The 19,274-nt window shown below is 65.0% G+C and carries 22 protein-coding genes; 10 read left to right on the forward strand and 12 right to left on the reverse strand.

Annotated features, from left to right (window positions below; genetic code table 11):
* The first annotated feature begins 16 nt into the window (after positions 1 to 16).
* Positions 17 to 1,162 carry an acyl-CoA dehydrogenase family protein gene (locus OYT95_RS18180; RefSeq protein WP_037240897.1) on the forward strand — a complete coding sequence of 382 codons (1,146 nt, stop codon included), beginning with the start codon at positions 17 to 19 and terminating at the stop codon, positions 1,160 to 1,162.
* Positions 1,163 to 1,807: 645 nt separating this feature from the next.
* The gene (locus tag OYT95_RS18185; protein WP_255309519.1) at positions 1,808 to 2,248 is read left to right on the forward strand and encodes a MerR family transcriptional regulator; all 441 of its coding nucleotides are present in this window, start codon (positions 1,808 to 1,810) and stop codon (positions 2,246 to 2,248) included.
* 204 nt (positions 2,249 to 2,452) lie between these two features.
* On the opposite strand, the gene OYT95_RS18190 is transcribed toward OYT95_RS18185, so the two are convergent.
* From OYT95_RS18190 to OYT95_RS18200, 3 genes are all read right to left on the reverse strand, one after another.
* Complete coding sequence (locus OYT95_RS18190) at positions 2,453 to 2,950, reverse strand: hypothetical protein (protein ID WP_268792127.1); 498 nt, start codon at positions 2,948 to 2,950, stop codon at positions 2,453 to 2,455.
* 103 nt (positions 2,951 to 3,053) lie between these two features.
* Positions 3,054 to 3,614 (reverse strand): hypothetical protein, encoded by a 561-nt coding sequence (locus OYT95_RS18195; RefSeq protein ID WP_146777800.1) that lies wholly within the window; start codon positions 3,612 to 3,614, stop codon positions 3,054 to 3,056.
* Positions 3,615 to 3,887: 273 nt separating this feature from the next.
* Positions 3,888 to 4,445, reverse strand: coding sequence for a hypothetical protein (locus tag OYT95_RS18200; protein WP_268792128.1), 558 nt, complete (start codon positions 4,443 to 4,445; stop codon positions 3,888 to 3,890).
* A 209-nt stretch (positions 4,446 to 4,654) separates the two neighbouring features.
* Between OYT95_RS18200 and OYT95_RS18205 the strand changes: the two genes are divergently transcribed.
* The 4 genes from OYT95_RS18205 to OYT95_RS18220 all read left to right on the forward strand — a co-directional run bounded on the left by OYT95_RS18205 (position 4,655) and on the right by OYT95_RS18220 (position 6,488).
* Positions 4,655 to 4,786 carry a hypothetical protein gene (locus tag OYT95_RS18205; RefSeq protein ID WP_009480666.1) on the forward strand — a complete coding sequence of 44 codons (132 nt, stop codon included), beginning with the start codon at positions 4,655 to 4,657 and terminating at the stop codon, positions 4,784 to 4,786.
* A gap of 242 nt (positions 4,787 to 5,028) precedes the next feature.
* The gene (locus OYT95_RS18210; protein ID WP_007297374.1) at positions 5,029 to 5,310 is read left to right on the forward strand and encodes a type II toxin-antitoxin system RelE/ParE family toxin; all 282 of its coding nucleotides are present in this window, start codon (positions 5,029 to 5,031) and stop codon (positions 5,308 to 5,310) included.
* 58 nt (positions 5,311 to 5,368) lie between these two features.
* Complete coding sequence (locus OYT95_RS18215) at positions 5,369 to 5,662, forward strand: HigA family addiction module antitoxin (protein WP_007297375.1); 294 nt, start codon at positions 5,369 to 5,371, stop codon at positions 5,660 to 5,662.
* Between the two features lie 223 nt (positions 5,663 to 5,885).
* Entirely contained in the window at positions 5,886 to 6,488 is a 603-nt protein-coding gene (locus OYT95_RS18220; RefSeq protein ID WP_268792129.1) for a recombinase family protein, read from the forward strand.
* Positions 6,489 to 6,547: 59 nt separating this feature from the next.
* On the opposite strand, the gene OYT95_RS18225 is transcribed toward OYT95_RS18220, so the two are convergent.
* The 3 genes from OYT95_RS18225 to OYT95_RS18235 form a co-directional block, all read right to left on the reverse strand.
* Positions 6,548 to 7,309, reverse strand: a complete 762-nt coding sequence (locus OYT95_RS18225) for a hypothetical protein (RefSeq protein ID WP_039951252.1) — start codon at positions 7,307 to 7,309, stop codon at positions 6,548 to 6,550.
* A gap of 157 nt (positions 7,310 to 7,466) precedes the next feature.
* Positions 7,467 to 7,958, reverse strand: a complete 492-nt coding sequence (locus OYT95_RS18230) for a hypothetical protein (protein WP_268792130.1) — start codon at positions 7,956 to 7,958, stop codon at positions 7,467 to 7,469.
* 334 nt (positions 7,959 to 8,292) lie between these two features.
* Complete coding sequence (locus OYT95_RS18235; protein WP_005567379.1) at positions 8,293 to 8,589, reverse strand: putative quinol monooxygenase; 297 nt, start codon at positions 8,587 to 8,589, stop codon at positions 8,293 to 8,295.
* A 144-nt stretch (positions 8,590 to 8,733) separates the two neighbouring features.
* On the opposite strand from OYT95_RS18235, the gene OYT95_RS18240 reads away from it, so the two are divergent.
* The 3 genes from OYT95_RS18240 (at position 8,734) to OYT95_RS18250 (ending at position 12,382) form a co-directional block, all read left to right on the forward strand.
* Positions 8,734 to 10,074, forward strand: a complete 1,341-nt coding sequence (locus tag OYT95_RS18240) for a glutathione-independent formaldehyde dehydrogenase (RefSeq protein ID WP_268792131.1) — start codon at positions 8,734 to 8,736, stop codon at positions 10,072 to 10,074.
* Positions 10,075 to 10,150: 76 nt separating this feature from the next.
* Positions 10,151 to 11,350 (forward strand): low temperature requirement protein A, encoded by a 1,200-nt coding sequence (locus OYT95_RS18245; RefSeq protein WP_268792132.1) that lies wholly within the window; start codon positions 10,151 to 10,153, stop codon positions 11,348 to 11,350.
* 540 nt (positions 11,351 to 11,890) lie between these two features.
* Positions 11,891 to 12,382, forward strand: a complete 492-nt coding sequence (locus OYT95_RS18250) for an SRPBCC family protein (protein ID WP_268792133.1) — start codon at positions 11,891 to 11,893, stop codon at positions 12,380 to 12,382.
* A 79-nt stretch (positions 12,383 to 12,461) separates the two neighbouring features.
* Here OYT95_RS18250 and OYT95_RS18255 read toward each other — a convergent pair whose 3' ends face one another.
* The 5 genes from OYT95_RS18255 to OYT95_RS18275 are packed head-to-tail and all read right to left on the reverse strand — an operon-like array spanning position 12,462 to position 17,115.
* Positions 12,462 to 13,670 carry a serine hydrolase domain-containing protein gene (locus OYT95_RS18255; RefSeq protein WP_268792134.1) on the reverse strand — a complete coding sequence of 403 codons (1,209 nt, stop codon included), beginning with the start codon at positions 13,668 to 13,670 and terminating at the stop codon, positions 12,462 to 12,464.
* Between the two features lie 49 nt (positions 13,671 to 13,719).
* Positions 13,720 to 14,067: a DUF202 domain-containing protein gene (locus OYT95_RS18260; protein ID WP_268792135.1), complete on the reverse strand. Its 348-nt coding sequence runs from the start codon at positions 14,065 to 14,067 to the stop codon at positions 13,720 to 13,722.
* The gene (locus OYT95_RS18265) at positions 14,025 to 14,369 is read right to left on the reverse strand and encodes a YidH family protein (RefSeq protein WP_037238205.1); all 345 of its coding nucleotides are present in this window, start codon (positions 14,367 to 14,369) and stop codon (positions 14,025 to 14,027) included. Before OYT95_RS18265 ends, OYT95_RS18260 begins: the two co-directional genes overlap by 43 nt.
* Positions 14,366 to 15,550, reverse strand: coding sequence for an acyl-CoA dehydrogenase family protein (locus OYT95_RS18270; protein WP_268792136.1), 1,185 nt, complete (start codon positions 15,548 to 15,550; stop codon positions 14,366 to 14,368). Before OYT95_RS18270 ends, OYT95_RS18265 begins: the two co-directional genes overlap by 4 nt.
* 14 nt (positions 15,551 to 15,564) lie before the next feature.
* Positions 15,565 to 17,115, reverse strand: a complete 1,551-nt coding sequence (locus OYT95_RS18275) for an acyl-CoA synthetase (protein ID WP_268792137.1) — start codon at positions 17,113 to 17,115, stop codon at positions 15,565 to 15,567.
* Between the two features lie 119 nt (positions 17,116 to 17,234).
* Between OYT95_RS18275 and OYT95_RS18280 the strand changes: the two genes are divergently transcribed.
* A complete protein-coding gene (locus OYT95_RS18280) occupies positions 17,235 to 17,837 on the forward strand; it encodes a TetR/AcrR family transcriptional regulator (RefSeq protein ID WP_037238200.1) in 603 nt (200 codons plus the stop codon).
* Here OYT95_RS18280 and OYT95_RS18285 read toward each other — a convergent pair.
* Positions 17,801 to 19,147: an MFS transporter gene (locus tag OYT95_RS18285; RefSeq protein WP_268792138.1), complete on the reverse strand. Its 1,347-nt coding sequence runs from the start codon at positions 19,145 to 19,147 to the stop codon at positions 17,801 to 17,803. The two genes, OYT95_RS18280 and OYT95_RS18285, sit on opposite strands and share 37 nt — an antisense overlap.
* Positions 19,148 to 19,274 lie beyond the last annotated feature (127 nt).

Below are 19,274 nucleotides of genomic sequence, written 5' to 3' on the forward strand. Positions count from 1 at the left end.
TCACAAAGGAACATCCATGAAGAAGTACGTCCCGTCATGGCACGACGAGGAGGTCAAAGCACTGTCCGACCTCGCCGCCGGGTTCTTCGAACGAGAAGTCGTCGCCCACAACGAAACCTGGGACGCCCAGCAGCGCATCGACCGCTCGGTGTGGCTCGAAGCCGGCAAGCTCGGACTGCTGTGCTGCTCGATCCCCGAGGAGTACGGCGGTGGCGGTGGCTCCTTCGCGCACGATCTTGCCGTCTTCGACGCCCAGGGTTACGCCGGTGACCTGTCCTTCGGCATCTCCGTGCACTCGGGCATCGTGGCGCACTACATCCTCGAATACGGCACCGAGGAACAAAAGACGACCTGGCTTCCGGGGATGGCGACCGGGGATATCCTCGGCGCCATCGGCATGACCGAACCCGGCGCCGGGTCGGACCTGAAGGCAATCAAGACCATCGCGGTCCGGGACGGCGACGACTACATCGTCAACGGGTCCAAAACCTTCATCACCAACGGCGCGTCCGCCGACATGATCGTGCTGGCGGTGAAGACCGACCCGAAGGCCGGTGCCAAAGGGGTGGCACTGCTGATCGTCGACCTACGCGACTGCCCCGGCTTCACGGTCGGGCGGGTCCTCGACAAGGTCGGCCAGCACGGCGCCGACACCGCCGAGCTGTCATTCACCGACGTACGCGTCCCGGTGACGAACCTGCTCGGACAGGAAGGACAGGGATTCGGACAGCTGATCGCGCAGCTGGTGCAGGAACGGCTGATCATCGGCGCGCAGGCGGCGGGGGCCATGCGCCGCGCGGTCGAGGACACCGTCGACTACACGAAATCACGGCAGGCCTTCGGGCACAGCCTGTTCGAATTCCAGAACACCGCGTTCGAACTCGCCGAATGTCAGACGATCGCCCGCATCTGCGAGGTGTTCCTCGATCACTGCATCAGCGAACACTTGGCCGGGCAGCTGGATCCGGCCGAGGCAGCGATGGTCAAGTACTGGCTCACCGAACAGCAGTGCTCCGTCATCGACCGATGCGTCCAACTGCACGGCGGCTACGGCTATATGCGCGAGTACCTGATCGCCCGGATGTACGAGGACGCCCGCGTCCAGAAAATTTACGCCGGCGCCAACGAGGTGATGAAGAGCATCATCGCGAAATCGCTGTAGGAGAGTCGCCGTTGGAGAAATCCCGGCAGGCACGTATGACGACGCCGATTGCGGAACGACGACCGGGGCGGACTGTCCGAACGTCGAGTCCCCGACCCGTCCCGTAAGCGGATCGCTCATCAGGGGCTATCGACGCGGCGGCGGAGGGGTGCGCATGGCCTCACAATGCCCTGCGCCATGCCGATACTCCCTGAATATCGATCCGACACTCACATCTGATTCCCGATCTCGATACCAGTGATCCTGCCGACGACGGGATCGGGACGACCACACCTGATCTGAGGAAGCGGACATCTCGACGCCTACTGCGACTAGCGACTTCGCCGTCCGTCATCGATCAACGAGAGCCGGTCCGTCGAGCGAGCAGCCGCCGACGTGGACAGAAAAGTCGGTTCGGGTGTGAAATCCCCGGTCAACCGCTCCAGAATATCTGTAGTGGTGACTGTAGACATTGAGGGGTCGCTGTTGTAGAGTTCCTCTCGTCACAAGGAAAGAGTTCACGAGGTGCGGGAGAGAATGAACTGCCCGCAGAGAAGTACCGCAAGACCAGGATGTGCCGGGCAAGGGTTGATGTGAGTGTGTAAGGCCCCGGCATATCCGGCGGCGGTCGGGCGGCACGAAGGCCCGACGGCCGGAAGAAGTGCAGTGAATAAGGAAGTGAAACCCGCTCCGGCCCCCGGTGCCTCACGGCGCCGGGGGCCCTGTCCGTTCGAAAGGGGTCACCCCATTCCGGAAGATTCGCCCGACCGCCGCGCGGCCGGGAAGCTCGACGACGAGGACTACCCGGCATACAGCATGGGTCACGCCGCTGAGATCCTCGGCGTGACACAGGCATTCCTGCGCAGCCTCGACGCCGCGAAGCTGCTCACCCCCGGACGCTCGGAGGGCGGCCACCGCCGCTACTCCCGATACCAGCTGCGTCTCGCCGCCCGAGCCCGCGAACTGATCGACCAGGGCACCGCGCTCGATTCCGCGTGCCGCATCATCATCCTCGAAGACCAACTCGCCGAGGCCCGACGCATCAACGCTGAACTCCAGCACACCCACCGCCCCAAGTCGGATCAGCCCGGCCCCGCATCCGGCTGAACCACCGCCGCCCCTTCGGAACACCAGTCGAGGTCCATTCCGCGGAAGCCGTCCATCCGCTCGGCGACCTCACCTCGGATCTTTGCGAGAACGGACTGTCCGCACAGCCCAGACCACACCATGCGAGGCGTCGGTGTGCGGTCCCGCAAAACGATCGGCAACCGGTCACCGATCTGAACAAATCGGTTGGCCTGTCGACCAGCCTTAGTCGCAGACCTGCGGTGCGACGAGAAACAATCCGCCACAGACGAAGGCGCGGGATAGCTTCCACTCACTGTCGGAACGCACGAAGGGGATGGGTCCGACCGGGTAAGGGGCCATGCGTTCGAGGTGGCCCTGGCCAGTCGCGTTGATCATGTCTGAGCCGACGGGTTCCACGGTGGTGAACTGGATGTATTGGGGTGAGGGTTGCGCACCCCAGGCCCGCGCGATCGGCAGGGTCTGGTCGCTGGGGCCCTCCAAGAGTCGCGCGCGGTCCTCCTCGCGTATGGAGTAGTTGGTGGTGGCGTTATACAAGGCGGTCAGTTGCTCGGCGGTGGGGACGGGATCGGTGATCGGCGCCGGCGGCGGTGCAAACTGGGTGGATTGGACGAAGACGCTCGGATCGCGCGATTCGGCTTCATCGCCGGGCGAGCAGGCACAGGCCGCGATTGCGATCGCGAGAACAGAGCTGGCGCCTAACGCGACTTCCCTCACCCTCATGATCTAGGTATCGCCCCAAGCCGACGCAGCGTGACAAACCCGTGCCACGCCCCCACCGTCTTGCTCGACGCCTCCCCGATAACGCCTCGCCGGCAGGGGTTGGTCAGCTCGGGCGTTCGGGCCGCAGGCTTGGATGATGGATGGGGACTGTCTCGCCGCTGGCAAGGGTTACTGTGACGTGCAGTTTCTCTCTCCACCGCGCGCGGAGCACCGCAAAGACGACTCCGTCGGCTCCGACACCTCCGGTGTCTGTATCGAGCGACGACCTCACTTCGAACTGAGACACGCCTTCGGCAGCGATTCCGGTCAGTGCCATCCATCCGAACTCTGGTGGTTCCTTCGCGACGGACGGATCGCCGGATTGATGGACGGTCAACCGCTTCAAGTGCGAAGCCCGAAATGAGCGACCGAAGTTAGCGCGGGGATTGGGTACCCCGAGGATGAGGGATGCCTTCGGTGAATCGTCACCGGGCTGAACAAGAACCGCCCAACGGGTCGTGTCTGCGGCGAATACGACGGCGACTTCGGAGTCGCGCTCGATGAGCCGGACTGGACCGAATCGATCTCCGGCGGTGGTGCGGTGCATCAAGGGGACTTCTTCGCTCGCAAGCGTCACCGCTGGGTGGGTGCGTAGGTCTTCGTCGATTCTGTCGAGAACCGGCAACAACGTGTTCCCCGGTTCGTCATCCGGTGTGTTCGACGATATTCGGATGCTCATGAACCCTCCAGACCGTGCCCTCAGACCCGATCGATAGTCAGCAGTACACCGTAAGTGGGCCACGTCTTGGCGATCTGTCATCGTTTCGAGACCCGCGTGGGTCGAATCCCACGCGGGTGCTGAGCGTCCCGGAGACGGAACCACCAGCGGGACGAGATCGGCGCCGAGCGCATGCCCGACTGCCGGCGACGCTCGTCCCGGAACGGGATCCCTGACCGGTCAGTCCTCTCCTCGGAAGGCACGCATATATGCGTTCCTTCCTGATAGATACGGCTCGACGTCCGTAACCCGGATCAGAGCAACTTGGTTCAATGGATACCGGCGGCCCTCGAGCACAATCCCTACGTTGCCGGCCGTCGCTGCGGCCCACCAACGTTCTCGACCTCCCCAGACTTCGAAGGAGACAGTCTGCCCATCGACGGGTACGAGCACCTTGCGGCCCTCCGCCGCCTCCACCTCGTCACGACGACGCCGATACTCGTCATCAAGGGGTGTGAGTCCAAGTGCGGACACCACCAACGATGCGGCTTTGCCGATTGGATCGTGCACCGTTGTCAGCACGTCGACTGAGGGACCGTCGGTGTCGGGTGTCCCATGCTTGAGTCCCGCAAGGATTAGTGTGTCGTCTTGCCACTCCCAACTGCCGAGCATGATCGGGCCGGTCCACTCCTTCAGTCCGTAGGTCGGGAAGGAGAGTCCCGCATCGCAGACCTGCTGATCGAGCGCGCGATTGCGTTCCCAGAATTCGTCTGGAGTCAACCGACCTGCGAATCTCATAACCCCAGTGTGCTACCCGCAGAGGGTCGGCGTCAGTCAGACGAGACGGGCGGAGCGTACCGCTCAACCATCCGTCATCGAAGACCGTCACCATTGGCGTGCCGCTCCCTTCTCATCCTTGTTCCGGGCTGTCGGCCGTCGGATGTCGAATATCGTTGGCTGTGCTCCCCGACGACTTCGCCAGCCGTCGCTCGTAGAAGGTGATTCAGATGGACAGCTTCATTCATCTGGCAGGAGACAGCTGGAACTTCTGGTCCCCATTTCCGCCCGCAGTAACTTTCTGGCTGATCGATGTAATGGGCCAGCTTTCGCGGGCGGGAATCATCCTCGGAGGCAGCTGAGGATCGAGCGATGCGGCACCCGTAGCCGCCAGCGTCTGGACCTGGTGGACATCCCGGCCGCGCAGTTCGGACCGAGCAAGATCGGTCGTATGCGCTCGGCCGTTGCTGCTGACCGAGTGAGATTTTGAGCCTCCGCAGCTCCCGCCAGCGGATGGCCAATTGGAGCACCGCTGGAGACGCGCCGCCACTCTCCACGGAGCATAACGTTTCACGTTATTAACGCAGTGCGTTATACTCGTGGAGTGATCGAGTCGTTCGCCGACAAAGAGACCGAGCGGGTCTTTCACCGACAGTTCTCGAAGAAGCTCCCGCAGGACATTCAGCGGATCGCGCGCCGGCGCCTCCTGTTGATCGAGGCTGCCACCGACGTCAACGACCTGAGGGTGCCCCCAGGCAACCGCCTGGAGAAGCTCTCCGGGGACCGGGTGGGCCAGTACAGCGTTCGGATCAATGATCAGTACCGCATCTGTTTCATCTGGCGCGCCACCGCCGCATACGACGTGGAGATCACCGACTATCACTAACCACCAGAGGGGAGCCGACGCTCCATCCGACCACAGAATCGACAAAGGAACACCGACAATGACTACAGACCTGAGCCCAATTCACCCCGGCGAGATCCTCCGCGAGGACTTCCTCGAGCCGTTCGGCATCACGCAGAACCGCCTAGCCACGATCATCGGTGTTCCGCCCCGACGGATCAACGAGATCGTGCTCGGCAAGCGGTCGATCACCGCAGACACCGCGTTGCGGCTGGCCAAGGCGTTCGGCAACAGTGCGCAGTTCTGGCTCAATATCCAGGACCGCTACGAGCTCGACCTTGCGGCCGACAAGATAGGCGACGCCCTCGCCAAGATCACGCGTCTCTCGGCATAGAGAGGCAGAAGGGGACCGTCGGTGTGATTGCCCGCCGCACCGGACGGAACGATCACCGGGATGAATCGTTCGAAGGCTGAGCCATGCCGGGCCTGGAAGGCCAATGCACCAACGGCATCAGCTCCGGGCAGCGGTCCTGGCCTGCCCTTGCCGATGATGTTTGACCGTGGAGTCCCAAGCACTGCGCCGCCGGCGTTGTGCGTTCGAGAGATGGGAATCAGCGATGTACATCGGGTATGCACGAGTGTCCACCGATCAGCAAGACCTGACCGCACAGCAGCACGCACTGCTCGGGCTCGGGGTCTCACCGGAACGGATCTACGTCGATCACGGCTTGACCGGCACCAATCGTCAACGTCCAGGACTGCAGAACGCCCTTGCAGCGTGCCGGAACACCGACACCCTCGTGGTGACCAAGTTGGATCGCCTGGCCCGTTCGTTGCCCGATGCTCGGGACATCGTCGACGAGCTCACCGCTCGGCACGCGTGTCTGCAGATCGGAGCCTCGTTGCACGATCCCACCGACCCGGTCGGTCGCCAGTTGTTCAACGTCCTGGCGATGGTCGCCGAGTTCGAGGGCGACCTGATTCGGGCACGAACGAGGGAGGGGATGCGGATCGCGAAGGCGAAGGGACACCTGAAGGGCAAGAAGCCGAAGCTCAACCCACGCCAGGAACGGCACCTGGTCGAGCTTCACGTGTCAGGCGAGTACTCGACCGCTGAACTGGCCGATCTGTTCTCGGTGGGCCGGTCGACGGAGTACCGGGCCATCGAACGCAGCGCCCACCGGGCTCAGCGTGACGCTCTCTCAGATTTCAACACCTAGCCATCCCCGCTGGAATGTCCGCCGGTCCCATACCGGCGGACGATCGCTCTCTGGGATGGTTACTCCGCCGGGTAGTCGTAGACGTGCTCGTGGGGATAGACGAGACCGACCTGTGTGTGGAGTTGTTTGGGTTGGACGTCTTCGCCGAGGTAGTAGATGACACGGAGATCGCATCGTCGCGGAATCTCGGAGATCAACTTGTCGATGATCCGGATGATCTTCGCTGGGCCAATGACAGTGTCATCTCGAAGAACGTCTTGAGCATCCGCGACAGAAATCACGACCCGTTTCACCGGGCGTCCCGGTCGGTCGCGATATCGGCTGCCGATGCCTCCATGCGTGATATCCACGAGATCTCGAAAGCACTCCTCGAACGAGCCGATTCCATCCGCTCCGTAGTAGCTCGGAAACTCGAGGGCATCGCCCCATGTTCGAGCAAAGTCCGGGAGAGTTCTGCACCGAACGCCTTGGATCGTGACGAAGTGAGTAGCCGGCTCTTCGCGGTCAAGGCATGCACCCATCACGGCATCACGGACAGGCGGCATGTTCGGGTAGACCTTGATCCAGGGGAAGGCTGGATCGGAGGTTCCGAGCTGGGCAGCAAGGCCCGCAAAGGTCTCAGCCAACCGACTTTCGACGTTCGCCCAGAAAGAATCACCAGTCCGAGAACGGCGGAGGAGGGAGGAAATCTCTGCGGCTACGTCATCGAGTCTCCGTCCTGATGTCTCCAGCCGATCCTCGAGTTCCCTGACATCACTCAGCAGCCGATCCCGCTCACCCAATAGCCGCGTGACCTGGTCTGCATCAGGGTCGCTGCTCATCAACCCACGGTAGGCGGGAGTGCACCCGGTCGGGGGCGATCCGTCATCTTCCGAAGATCATCCGACCGAAGCCGAAAGCTCCACGCCCATCGATTGCCTGGCCGCGGTCGCGCTCGTTCCGAAAGCGGATCGATGAGCGGACAAAATCGGAGGCCTTTCAGCGGCCCATCACCGCGTGCACACTCCGATGTTGGACCACGACCGGGCCAGTGAGTCTGGCGGGCCAGATCTGAATCTTGTACTGCTCGACCGGCACTTCCGCGACGAGGTCCCACATAAGGTCACGCCCGAATGAGTGGACTCGGACGCGGTAGGTTCCCACGCCAGCGGAGAGGACGGTAGGCGGAAAACTGGCGATCGGTGTCTCCGAGTCGGTCAGCACGGTGACAGTGTCGGAAAATGTCTCGAACGAAACCTCTTCGATGTCTTCCCAACCGTCGTCGACAGTGACTGGACGGTCGCCGAGCACTTCCACCTCGAGATCGAGCGGACCCATGTACATCCCGGTATAGACGTAGACCATCCCAGGATCGCTCCCGGCTAGGCCGAAGCCGATTTTCGGAAGTGGCGGAAGCTCCTCCCACGCGCGTTCGTCCTCGTCCTTCAGACAGAACATGCGGTCGACCACTGCGCTGCCCGTATATCGCACTCGTCTCACCTTCCATAGTCCGATCGATTCTGTATCCATCTCCGAGTACCGCCGGAGGATCCGCTGACGCTCAATGACAGGTCACCGAACCACCTGCGGAACGGTCGGGAAACGCGCCGGCGGACAGGTGGTTCCCGCGAGCGGATCGGTCACCGGACGCGCCACGGCCGGCCGTCGGGTGCCGTCGCCGATTGAGTTTCTTTGGCCCAGGTGAGCATGGTGGTCGCGGAGGATGTCCCGAGTTCCGTGGAGTTTGGCCGCTCGGTGACGGATCAGGCTGCGCTCGCCTCGCCGTTGTGTACCACGATTCGACAGGTTCGGCGGACTCGGCGGCTCAGAGCTTGTCGGCGAGCACGTCGAGGTTGCTGATTTCGGGCGGCGCAGCGAAGAGTTCGTCGGCGCGTTCGCCGAGGGCCTTGCCGACCGGCCCATTGAGATGTGTTTCGCGGGCGGCCTCGTCGGGGAATGCGTCGATGATGCCGAACGTCGAGGGACCGAACCGTACCGCCAACCAGGGCTTCGTGCCGGGCTCCTGCTCGACGAGCGGCAGCGCCGATCGGAGGAATTCCTCGACCGCGCTTTCCTTGCCGGGTTTGGCTTCGAGTCGGACCAGCAGCGCCTTGGTGGCCATGTCGGGTCTCCTGTTCGAGGTGGTGGACATGGTCCAGCATCACACCATCGACCGGTGAAGGGAAGGAGCCCCCGAGCCCACGAATCAAGGAAACCGATCTCACCCCTAGCAATCGTGGAGCCGAAAGAGGAGACTCCATGGTGGATGGAATGCGACGCCTGGAATGCGCCCGCTGTTATCGGCCGTGACGCGAAACATGGTGGTGTGCCAACGTTTTGGTGTTGTTTTCAGTTCCGTGCGCTGTCGCGTCTGCCCCAGCGGCACGATTCATTCGGTCGCTCACATGTAATCGCCTGTGGCCGCCGGGCCGGGATCAACCCGGAAACGCAGCATCAGGGAGTCGAGATGAAAGCGCTTGTGTACGACGGGCCACGTGAGGTTCATGTGAAGGATATGCCCGATGCGAGGATTGAGCAGCCGACCGATGTGCTGGTAAAGATCACCAGCACCAATATTTGCGGGTCGGATCTCCACATGTATGAGGGCCGCACCGACCTGGAGCCCGGGATGGTCCTCGGTCACGAAAACTTGGGGATCGTCGCCGAGGTGGGCAATGCGGTGGTCAAGGTCTCACCCGGGGATCGGGTGTGCCTGCCGTTCAACATCGGCTGCGGTTTCTGCCGAAACTGCGAGGAAGGGTTGACCGCGTTCTGCCAGACGGTGCACCCGGATCCGAAGATGGCCGGCGCCGCATACGGGTTCGCCGGGATGGGCCCGTTCTGGGGCGGGCAGGCGGAATATCTGCGGGTGCCGTTCGGCGACTTCAATTGTCTGCGGCTGCCCGAGGATGCCCAGGACAAGGAAACCGACTACGTGATGCTCTCCGACATCTTTCCCACCGGCTGGCACTGCACCCGCCTCGCGGACATGCAGCCCGGCGATTCGATGGTGGTGTACGGGGCCGGGCCGGTCGGGTTGATGGCGGCGTACTCGGCGATGATCCAGGGTGCGAGCAAGGTGATGATCGTCGACCGGCATCCGGACCGGCTCAAGCTCGCCGAGGAGATCGGCGTCATTCCGATCGACGATTCGAAGGGCGACCCGGTCGAGCAGGTCCTGGAACAGACCCGCGGGCAGGGTGCCGACAAGGGGTGTGAGTGCGTCGGCTATCAGGCGCACGACCCGCAGGGTCACGAGGATGCCGCGATGACGATGAACCGGCTCGTCGACTCGGTGCGCTTCACCGGCCACATCGGGGTGGTCGGGATCTTCCTGCCCCAGGACGAAAACGGCCCCGACGAACTCGAACGCAACGGCAAGATCGCCTTCGACATGGGCAAATTCTGGTTCAAGGGGCAGAAGGTCGGGACCGGGCAGGCCAACGTCAAGCACTACAACCGGCAGCTGCGCGACCTGATCCATCAGGGCCGCGCCAAGCCGTCCTGGATCGTCTCCCACGAGCTGCCGCTGGCCGAGGCCGAGTCCGGTTACCAGCATTTCGATGCCCGCGACGACGGATGGACCAAGGTCGTACTGCATCCGTGAGGCGGACTGACCGGGAGGAGCAGAACAACATCACTGGTGAATAGCAACGGGCGATGATCATGACCACTGGTCGACGATGACGGTCGACGACGGTAACGCCGCCGGGGGATCCGCCGGCCGCGAGCCCGACACCGGCGGATCGCAGGAGTCGAATGGGCGGTCGGTGGGCAACCTGGAGTTGTTCTTCGACCTCACCTTCGTGTTCGCGATGTCGCAGGTCACACACCTGATGCTCAGTGACATCTCCTGGCATGGTTTCGGCCGGGGTGTGCTCGCTCTGCTCGCCCTGTGGTGGGCGTGGGTGTGCTACGCCTGGCTGACCAACCTGTTCGAAACGGCGCGGGTGATGCAGACGACTTTGATCATCGTCGCGATGGCGGCGATGCTCATCGCGGCGATCGCACTGCCGACCGCATTCACCACCGGGGCCCTCGTTTTCGGGCTCGCATTGCTCGCCGTCCGCGTCATCAACGTCGGTATGCTATTCGCCTCGTCATCCCGCGACGAGGATGGAGTGGCGTCGGCGATCCGCCGACTGGCGCCGGGTCTGCTCGTCGGGCCGGCCTTGATCGTTGCCGCTGCTTTTGTGGCCTCCCCCTACCGTGAGTTGCTGTGGGTCGCGGCGGCGGCGGTCGACTTCGGCAGTCCCCTGGTAGCGGGAATCAGCGGACTTCGGGTCGTACCTTCGTATTTCATCGAGCGCCACGGTTCGGTCATCATCATCGCGCTGGGCGAGACGATCATCTCGCTGGGGGCGGGGGCAACCGAAAACCTGCGCCGTCCCGGTGTCCTCGGCGCTGTGGTTCTCGGGGTGCTGATCTCGGCCACCCTGTGGTGGACCTACTTCGGCCTCACCGCCGGCGCCGAAGAACGTATGCAGCGAACACTCGGTGTCGATCGGGTCCGGTTGGCGCGCGACGCCTACAGCTACCTGCACCTGCCGCTCGTCGCGGGGATTGTCTTCTTCGCCCTCGGGGCACGGGTTTCGGTGGAACACATCGACGAGCCGCTGGCACCGCTGGCCGCCCTCGCCCTCACCGGTGGGGTGGCACTGTTCTACGCCGCCGAGGTGGCCTACCGATGGCGTGACCACCATCAGCTCACCGTCGATCGGCTCCTCACCGCCGCCGCGGCCCTCCTAGTTTTTCCGGTAGCGATTTCCGTCCCCGCCGTCTTGTCGCTGACCGTTCTTACCGCGATCGGAGTCCTGCGACTCGCATGGGAGCTGTGGCGGCGCCCGCAGATAGGAACCGGGATAGCGGGAGCCGTACGGTGAGAACGACTCCGCTGACGTAAGCAAACCCCACCTCGTCGACGACCTTGTCAACAACCCACACGTGGGCTGAAACGGTTGACGGCGTTGGTGAGCGCCTCCGTCGTGTCCTCGACAGCCGCGGACGCCAACCACAACCATGGGACATCCCGCCGGTACCGTAGAACGAACGGCGACCGACACTCCCGAGAGCCGGCCCATGACCGGGACGAGCTGAGCTGCACGGGTCCCGATAGCCCCGTCCGGTGAAGGAATTCCGAATCGGGGCGACCAACGGGACACTAGTTTGGATAGTTATGCGCTATATCGGGTTGTCTCTCATTCGATCATTTCCGAGACCCTGAAACGCGAGACACGGCCGCGCCGGTGCCGTAGTGGAGGGGCGGCGAGCAACTGTGCCGCCCCTGGGCCCGCACTTGGTGGTGGACAATCACCCGCCGTGACCACGCAGACCGGGGGATCGTTGAACATGCCGTGACCTCATACTATGAAGCGAGGCCGCTAGCGTAGGCCTCTTTACTCTGGACCCAGGAGCGCTCCGCCATGAAGTACACCGTCTCGACCGAGATCGCCCTGCCGCGGGAGACAGTGGTACAGCTGCTCGCCGACTCGGCACACCTCCCGAAGTGGCTGCGGGGTCTGGTGCTGCACGAGCCGCTGAGTGGGGTGCACGGGCAGGTCGGTACCACATCGCGGGTCGTGATGCAGATGGGGAAGCAGAAGTTCGAGTGCACCGAGACCATCACACGTCGGGAACCGGCAGACCTGCGCGGGATCCCGAAGGGGAGCGTCGTTCACTTCGACCGCGAGATCGTCGGCGAGGGCATGTGGAGCGCCGTGCGCGAACGGCTGACCGAAGCCGGTCCGGAGATGACGCTCTGGGTGAGCGAGAGCGAATACCGGTTCAGCGGCTTCGTGATGCGGCTGGTGGGGCTCCTGATGCCCGGCGCCTTCCGCAAGCAGTCGCAACAGCACATGCAGGACTTCAAGGCGTTCGCCGAGCAGGGAAAGGACGTCCGCGAAGCGAAGGACTGATCAACGTCATCAACGGAGTGACGTCTCGCTCGATGTGCAGGCGAGCGTCAAACAGGCACTCGCGAGATGACTTTCACGCTCAGCCAGTGGCTATAGCGTCCTTCACCGCTGACGCCGACAGGTGTGTCCCGAGCCGGGTGAACACCGCCGGGAACGGTGGCGTCGGGACGCACGGCGAGATGATCTGCGATCCGAAATGCGCGACGACGAGGTCGAGTTCGCGGGAGACGAACAACCGCTGGCCGTGAATTCCGCTGGCCATGAAGGAGTCGAACGGGTCGTTGAGAATCCACCAGTAGTCCCGGTAGCTCATCGTGGCAGGCGAATTCGCCGCCGCACGCGGCAACCGCACCTGAGCGGTGGCTCCCTCGGGGACGGTGCTGATCGCGCGCACCACCGACTCCGGAACGATCTGGCGGTCGCCGAGAGACCCGCCGCAGCGAAGCATCTCCCCCACCCTGGCGATGTCTCGCAGTGTCGCCGCGTACCCTCCGCATGCGGTTTCGACGCCGGCGGCGTCGAGGATGTACCGGGCATCCTCGTCGGCGCCGATCTTCGACCAGATCAACTCGCTCATCAGGTCCGAGACGGTCGCGCCGGTGACGCGGCTGATCAGCGCGCCCATCGCCTCGCAGCTGCCGTTCTCGTAGTGGAAGACCTCGCCGTACGGGCCGGTCGCGCGGGCCGTTTTCAAGCGGTCGAGCAGGGTCGTGGGCCCGCCGTATCCGTCGGGCCGCATCCGCGGGGCCACCACTGCCCACCACCGGTGGGCCTCGACCTCGCGGTGGAATTTTCGTCCCCCGTAGGCCACCTGGGTCGTCATGTCGAGCAGGTGACGAATGGTGGCGTCGCCGAACGCCGTTCCCGCCAATTCAGGGACGTAGGTGGCGACCTGATCGTCCCGCGTGAACAACCCCTGGTCCTCGAGCATCCCAGCGAGCAGGCCGATGAACGCCTTGGCCATCGACGCGGTCAGGTGCAGGTCCTGACGGCGCAGGCCGTGCAGGTACTGCTCGTAGACGACCGCGCCGCGGTGCAGCACGATCATCCCGTCCGAGTGCGAGTGGACGAGGAACTGGTAGAGGGTGCTCGCTCCCCCGCCTCCGGTCTCGACGGCGAGACCTGAGAGGTCCTGCACGTGCTCCGGCAGTTCCCAGCGAGGGCCGTCGCCGCGCCAGACTCGACGCGTGGGACCGGTCTCGCCGACGGTCGTCGCCTGCCGGCGGACGTGCGCCGGGTCGGTGAATCCGAGCGTCCATTTCAGTTCTGCGAGTGGCAATTGCGACACAGCGGATCTCCTCTGTCGGATCGGGATATGGGCTGGGGAACATCGAGCTTCAGGCCAGTGCGGCAAGGGCGGCGCCGGCCGTCGCGAAAACGGCGACGCTGACCGCGGCGGGTATCAGATGGCCGAGCGGGCGGGGGTCGTCGGCGCGCCGACGGTATCGGCGGTGCCGCGTCACGGCGCCTGCGACCACCGACACGGCAGCGACGCAGGCTCCGGCTACCGCAACGACGTGCGCGACGTGCGGGTGCACAAGCGCGGCGCGCACGAATGCGGCGACGCACAGGCACACCGCCGGTAGCGTGCGGCGCCACGCCAGCACGGTACGTTCGGCCTGCAGCCCCGGCGGCAGCACGGTCACGTCGCCGCCCAGACGACGCCGAGCACGGCGGCGAGACACACACCCGCGACCACGGCCGGGGCCAGACGCGAAGCCGGTAGCGGCACGGCGCGGCGCATCGCGGACTGCACCGACCGCCAGCGCATCAGCGCACCGACCGCGACGAGCGCGGCCAGCAGGATGCAGACCGCACCCAGCGCGTCGTGGAACGCGGACCCGCCACGCGGCACGTAGAACTGGCTGACCGCGACCCCGCCCGCCAGCAGTGCGAGCGCGGTGCGGATCCAGGCCAGGAACGTCCGCTCGTTGGCGAGCGTGAACCGGTAGTCGGGCTCCGTCTCCGTGTCGGCGGCGGCGTTCACGGGAGCAGGAGGAATCGGGCGATGCCGTTCTTCTGGATCTCGGATGACCCGGTGAGAATCCGGAACATCCGCAGACGCTGGAACAGCGACTCCACCTCGCTGCCGCGGACGACACCCGACTTGCCGTGGATCTGCACGGCGGCGTCGGCGATCGCGAACGCCTTCTCCGCCACGAACAGTTTGGACATGAACGCTTCGATCCGCGGCCGCTCGCCTCGGTCGAGCGCGGCGAGTGCGTCGTAGGTCATCGACCGTGCCGCATAGTAGTCGGTTGCCATGTCCGCGAGCCGGTGCTGGATGCTCTGCAGCATGCCGAGCGGCGCACCCTGGACCTGCCTGGTGCGGGCGTACTCGATGGACAGCTCCAGGGCTCGGCGCGCACCGCCCAGCGCCGTCGGGCAGTGCAGGAGCCGGTTGACCGTGACGCGTCCGAGGCCGATCTTCAGCCCCTGCCCCACCTCACCGAGCAACTGTTCCGGCCCGACGTAGCAGTCGTCGAGAGCGATGTCGGCCTCGATGTGCTGGCCCGACATCGGGGTCTCGCCCGGCTGCACCGTGCATCCCGGGGTGTCCAGGTCGAGGAGGAACGCGGAGTAGCGCGGGCCGGCGTCGCCGTCGTCCGCCATCTTGGCGATGAGGATGGAGAAGTCCGCGAACGGCCCGGCGGTGGAGAACACCTTGTGTCCGGTCAGGCGCCACCCGTCGCCGTCCGGGGTGGCGGTGGTGAGCATGCCGCGCACGTCGGAGCCGGCGTCGTTCTCTGTGAGCGAGAAGCAGCACGCGCGCTCGCCGCGCGTGACGGGGAGCAGGTACTTCTCGATCTGGTACTCGGTGGCGTACTGAAAGATGCTGCCCACCCGCAGCGGTCCGCCCATGTCGCCGAGTACCGACGTCGACAGCACCCGCGGTGAGGCGCCCACTTCTTCCTTGAGCGCGGCGAGTTCGGTGAACGACAGTCCCGCGCCGCCGAGGTCCGCGGGCAGGCTGACACCGTAGAAACCGAGTTCCCGGCTGCGCCGCCACACCGGCTCGAGCGTCTCGCGGGTGTACACGCTCTCGGAGGTGAGGCCGAGTTCGCTTTCGTAGTCGGCGAGTTCGCCGTCCAGATAGTCACGCAGCTGTGCGACGAGGTCGTGCAGGCGAGGGTTGTGGTCGTACGTGGGGTTCAGGGTGAAGGTCATCGGAGGCTCCGCTTTCAGTTGACGTGGCGGGCGCCGTGCGCCCAGTAGCATTCGCGCACCGACTTGCGGTCGATCTTGCCGTTTCGGTTGACGGGGAGACTGTCGACGAAATCGATCGAGCGGGGCTTCTTCATGCGCGCGAGGCGTTCGGCGCAGTGCTCGATCAGCTCGACCTCGGTGACCGGGGTCCGTGTGACCACGACGGCTTTGACTGCCTCGCCCCACTTCTCGTCGGGCACACCGACGACGCACGCGCCGGACACGGCCGGGTGCTCGTACAGCGCGGCTTCCACCTCGCTGCAGTAGATGTTGAACCCGCCCGAGATGATCATGTCCTTCTTGCGATCGACGATGAACAGGTAGCCGTCGCGGCGGAAGTACCCGACATCCCCGGTGTGGACCCAGCCGTCGACAAACGTCTCGGCGCTCAGATCGGGCTCGCGCCAGTATTCGCGCACACAGTCGGGGCCGCGCGCGACGATCTCGCCGATCCCACCGGCAGGCAGTTCGTTGCCCGCGTCGTCCACCACGCGCACCTCGGTGTCGAATACCGGGCGCCCGCACGACATCAGCAGTTCCGGATCGGATTCGACGCCTCGCACGACGTCGTCGTAGGTGAGCACGGTGATGCCGCTCGTGGTTTCCCCGAGACCGTATCCCTGCATGATGACGGGGCCGAACATCGCGACCGCGTCACGCAGTCGTTGCGGTGAGACCGGGGCGCCGCCGACGCCGACGCACCGCAGGCTCGACAGGTCGACGTCGTTCGCGGCGGGATGGTCCATCAGCATGTTCAGCATCGTCGGGACGACGAACGTGGTGGTGATGCGTTCCTTCTCGATGGTGCGCAGGAACAACTCGGTGTCGAACGCAGGCAGGACGACGACCGCGCCGCCGCGGGCGAGCACGCCGAGCATCATCATCCCGGAGGCGTGGGTGATGGGTCCCGGGGCCAGATACCGGTCCGTCTCGGTGGGCGCGCCCGTCGGGCTCATCAAGCGTTTGCGCATGTTGGCGAGCCGGTTGCCGTACGTCTGCACAGCGGCCTTGAGCTTCCCGGTGGACCCGGAGGTGTAGTTGAGGACGGCGGGCGCGTCTTCGGTGAGGTCGACGGCCACGGGATCGCCGAGTCCGTCGGCGAGGAGGTCGGTGTACCGGTCCGCGCCGGGTGTGCTGTTCCCGTAGTCGTAGACGGCGATGTCGAGGCCCAGGTCCGCGACCACCTTCAAGGCGACGTCGGCGTGCGCGGGGTCGACGAAGAGCGACTTGACGTTCGCGTCGCGCAGGACGTGGCCGAGTTCGTCGGCTCCCAGGCGCGCGTTGACGGGAACGCGCACGAATCCGGCCTTGCACACCGCCATCTCGGTCACGACGAGTTCTCCGCAGTTGCCGGCGAAAGTGGCTACCGCGTCGCCGATTCCGAGCCCGGTGCGCATCAGCGCGGAGGCGAGACGGTTGGTCGAGTCGTCGAGTTCCCGGTAGGTCAGGCGACTGTCGCCGCACACCACGGCCTCGCTGTCCGGCCGGCACTTTGCACTCCGGGTGAGGTAAATACCGAGATTCATGCAGTCTCCAAGATCGACGTTGTGATCGTTATTGGACATACTGTCCAGCATCGGGCGCGATGTCAAGGGTGCACTATGCTGATCGGACTGCTGACGTGAGACGAAGGGCGGAAGTCACCGTGGCCACCGAAGACCGGCGTGTGCGCCGCACCAAGCGGCTGCTGCGCGACGCACTCGTCTCGCTCGTGCTCGAACGAGGCTATTCCGCAGTCACCGTGGAAGACGTCACCGAACGTGCCGACGTCGGCCGCGCGACGTTCTACACGCACTACACGGACAAGGACGAACTGCTCGGCCAGATCGTCGCCGACCTCGGCGAGGACCTGAAGGAGCGGTTGCGGCCCCTCGTGTCCGACTCCTCGGTGGGGTTCACCGGCAAGCCGGTGCTCGAAATGTTCCGGCACGCCGCCGAGGAACGCGACGCCTACCGCGTCGTACTGCGCGGCGAGGGCGACGGGCGCGCACTGCGCCGATTCGTCGACGAACGCGCCGCCCTTGCCGCCCAGATCTTCTCGGCCCGATCCGAGTCGAACGGGGTCACACCCCGCATCGACATGGAAGTGCTGTCGCGGGCGTGGGTGGGTGAACAGGTGGCCGTGCTGCAGTGGTGGCTCGAATCCGATCCACCACCGCTCACACCGGAAGCCGTCACCGAGATGTTGCTGGAGCTGTCGCTGCGCGGGCGCTACTGGGCATCCGGCTTCGACGGCTCACCCTCGTAGGACGAGGGCACCACCTGAGAGTCGCGCACTGCGGCGCTGTCTCGTGCGTACGGCCGGTACAGCAGACCGGAGCACAGCCCGTTGACGGCGGTGAGCGCGACGGTCACGAGCAGGAGCGCCCCCTGCAACCCGATCGCATCTCCCAGATAGCCGACCAGCAGCGCATATCCCGCGTACGCGAGCGCCTCCACCGTCGACAGCGACACCGCAAAGGCCAGGGCCCGCTGTTCCGGGCGCACCACCGCCATGATCAGCGGACGGTTGACCACCGGCACCTGCCCCTGCAGAAACCCGACCACCGCGAAGATCGCGACGAAGAATCCGATCGACGACGTCGGCGTCTGCAGCTCGACGAATACCGCTGCCGCGAAGGCCAACTGACTGGCCTGCAGCATCATCACCCGTCCACTCGCGGGCCACCGGCGGTGCACGGCATCGTTGACGCGCCCGCCGACCACGGTTCCGAGCAGGTACCCGATCGCGAACGGCGTTGCGACGATCGCTGCGGTGGCTGTCGAGAATCCCCGCTCCTCCACCAGGAACACGACGCCGAAACTCATGATCACGTTCTGCCCCGAGAACAGCCGCTGCACCAGGATGTACCGGAACGACTTGATGCGCAGCAGCTCCCGCACACCGGCGACGACGTTCTGCGCCTTCTCCTCCGCCTTCGCCGCCGCATCGCCGGCTCTGCGCTCGCCCCCGCCCGGCCGCGTGTCGTCGAGAAACACGACGACGAGAACACCGATCAGGATGCACATGCAGCCGGAGAGGACGTAGCCGTACCGCCAGCCGTCGTCGAAACCCGACAGCTGACCGAACAGCGGGGCGCTCACGCCGGCGATGATGGCGACACCGCCGTACAGCATCCCGGTGGCCCGGCCCCGCCGCCGGTCGTCGTAGAGGTCACCCATGATCTCGAGAGCGATCGGCCCGGCGCCCGCGAAGCCCGCAGCCGCGATGCCGTACAGAACGACGAACTGGGTGAAACTGCGCGACAGGCCCGCCAGGACGACCCATACGCCCCAGAAGCCCGAGCACGTCGCGAGCACCGCACGCCGCGAGAACCGTTTGGCGAGGAACACCCACGGAACCGCGGCGAAGATTCCCACCGCCTTGGACACCGCCACGATGACCCCGAGCGCCGACGACGAGAGCCCCAGCGCCTCCCGCATCAGCGGGAACAGCACCGTGGTGATGCTGTTCTCGGCGTTGTCCATCGCGGTGGAGGCCGTGAGCAGACCCAGGTTCTTCCCCCGGGTCCGGCGACCCGCCCTCAGCGTGGGAGTGGTGGAGACGTCCAGTGCCATCTGCGTCCTCTCGACGAGTCAGCCTGCGATGCGCGTGGTCTGCATCACAGGAGCCAATGCTGGCGACAGTATCCATAAATGGACGTCGTGTCTATGATTGGATAGGTCGGCATTGGTGGCGGTCTTC

The sequence above is a fragment of the Rhodococcus sp. JS3073 genome, assembly GCF_026810085.1.
Classification (GTDB): domain Bacteria; phylum Actinomycetota; class Actinomycetes; order Mycobacteriales; family Mycobacteriaceae; genus Rhodococcus_F; species Rhodococcus_F wratislaviensis.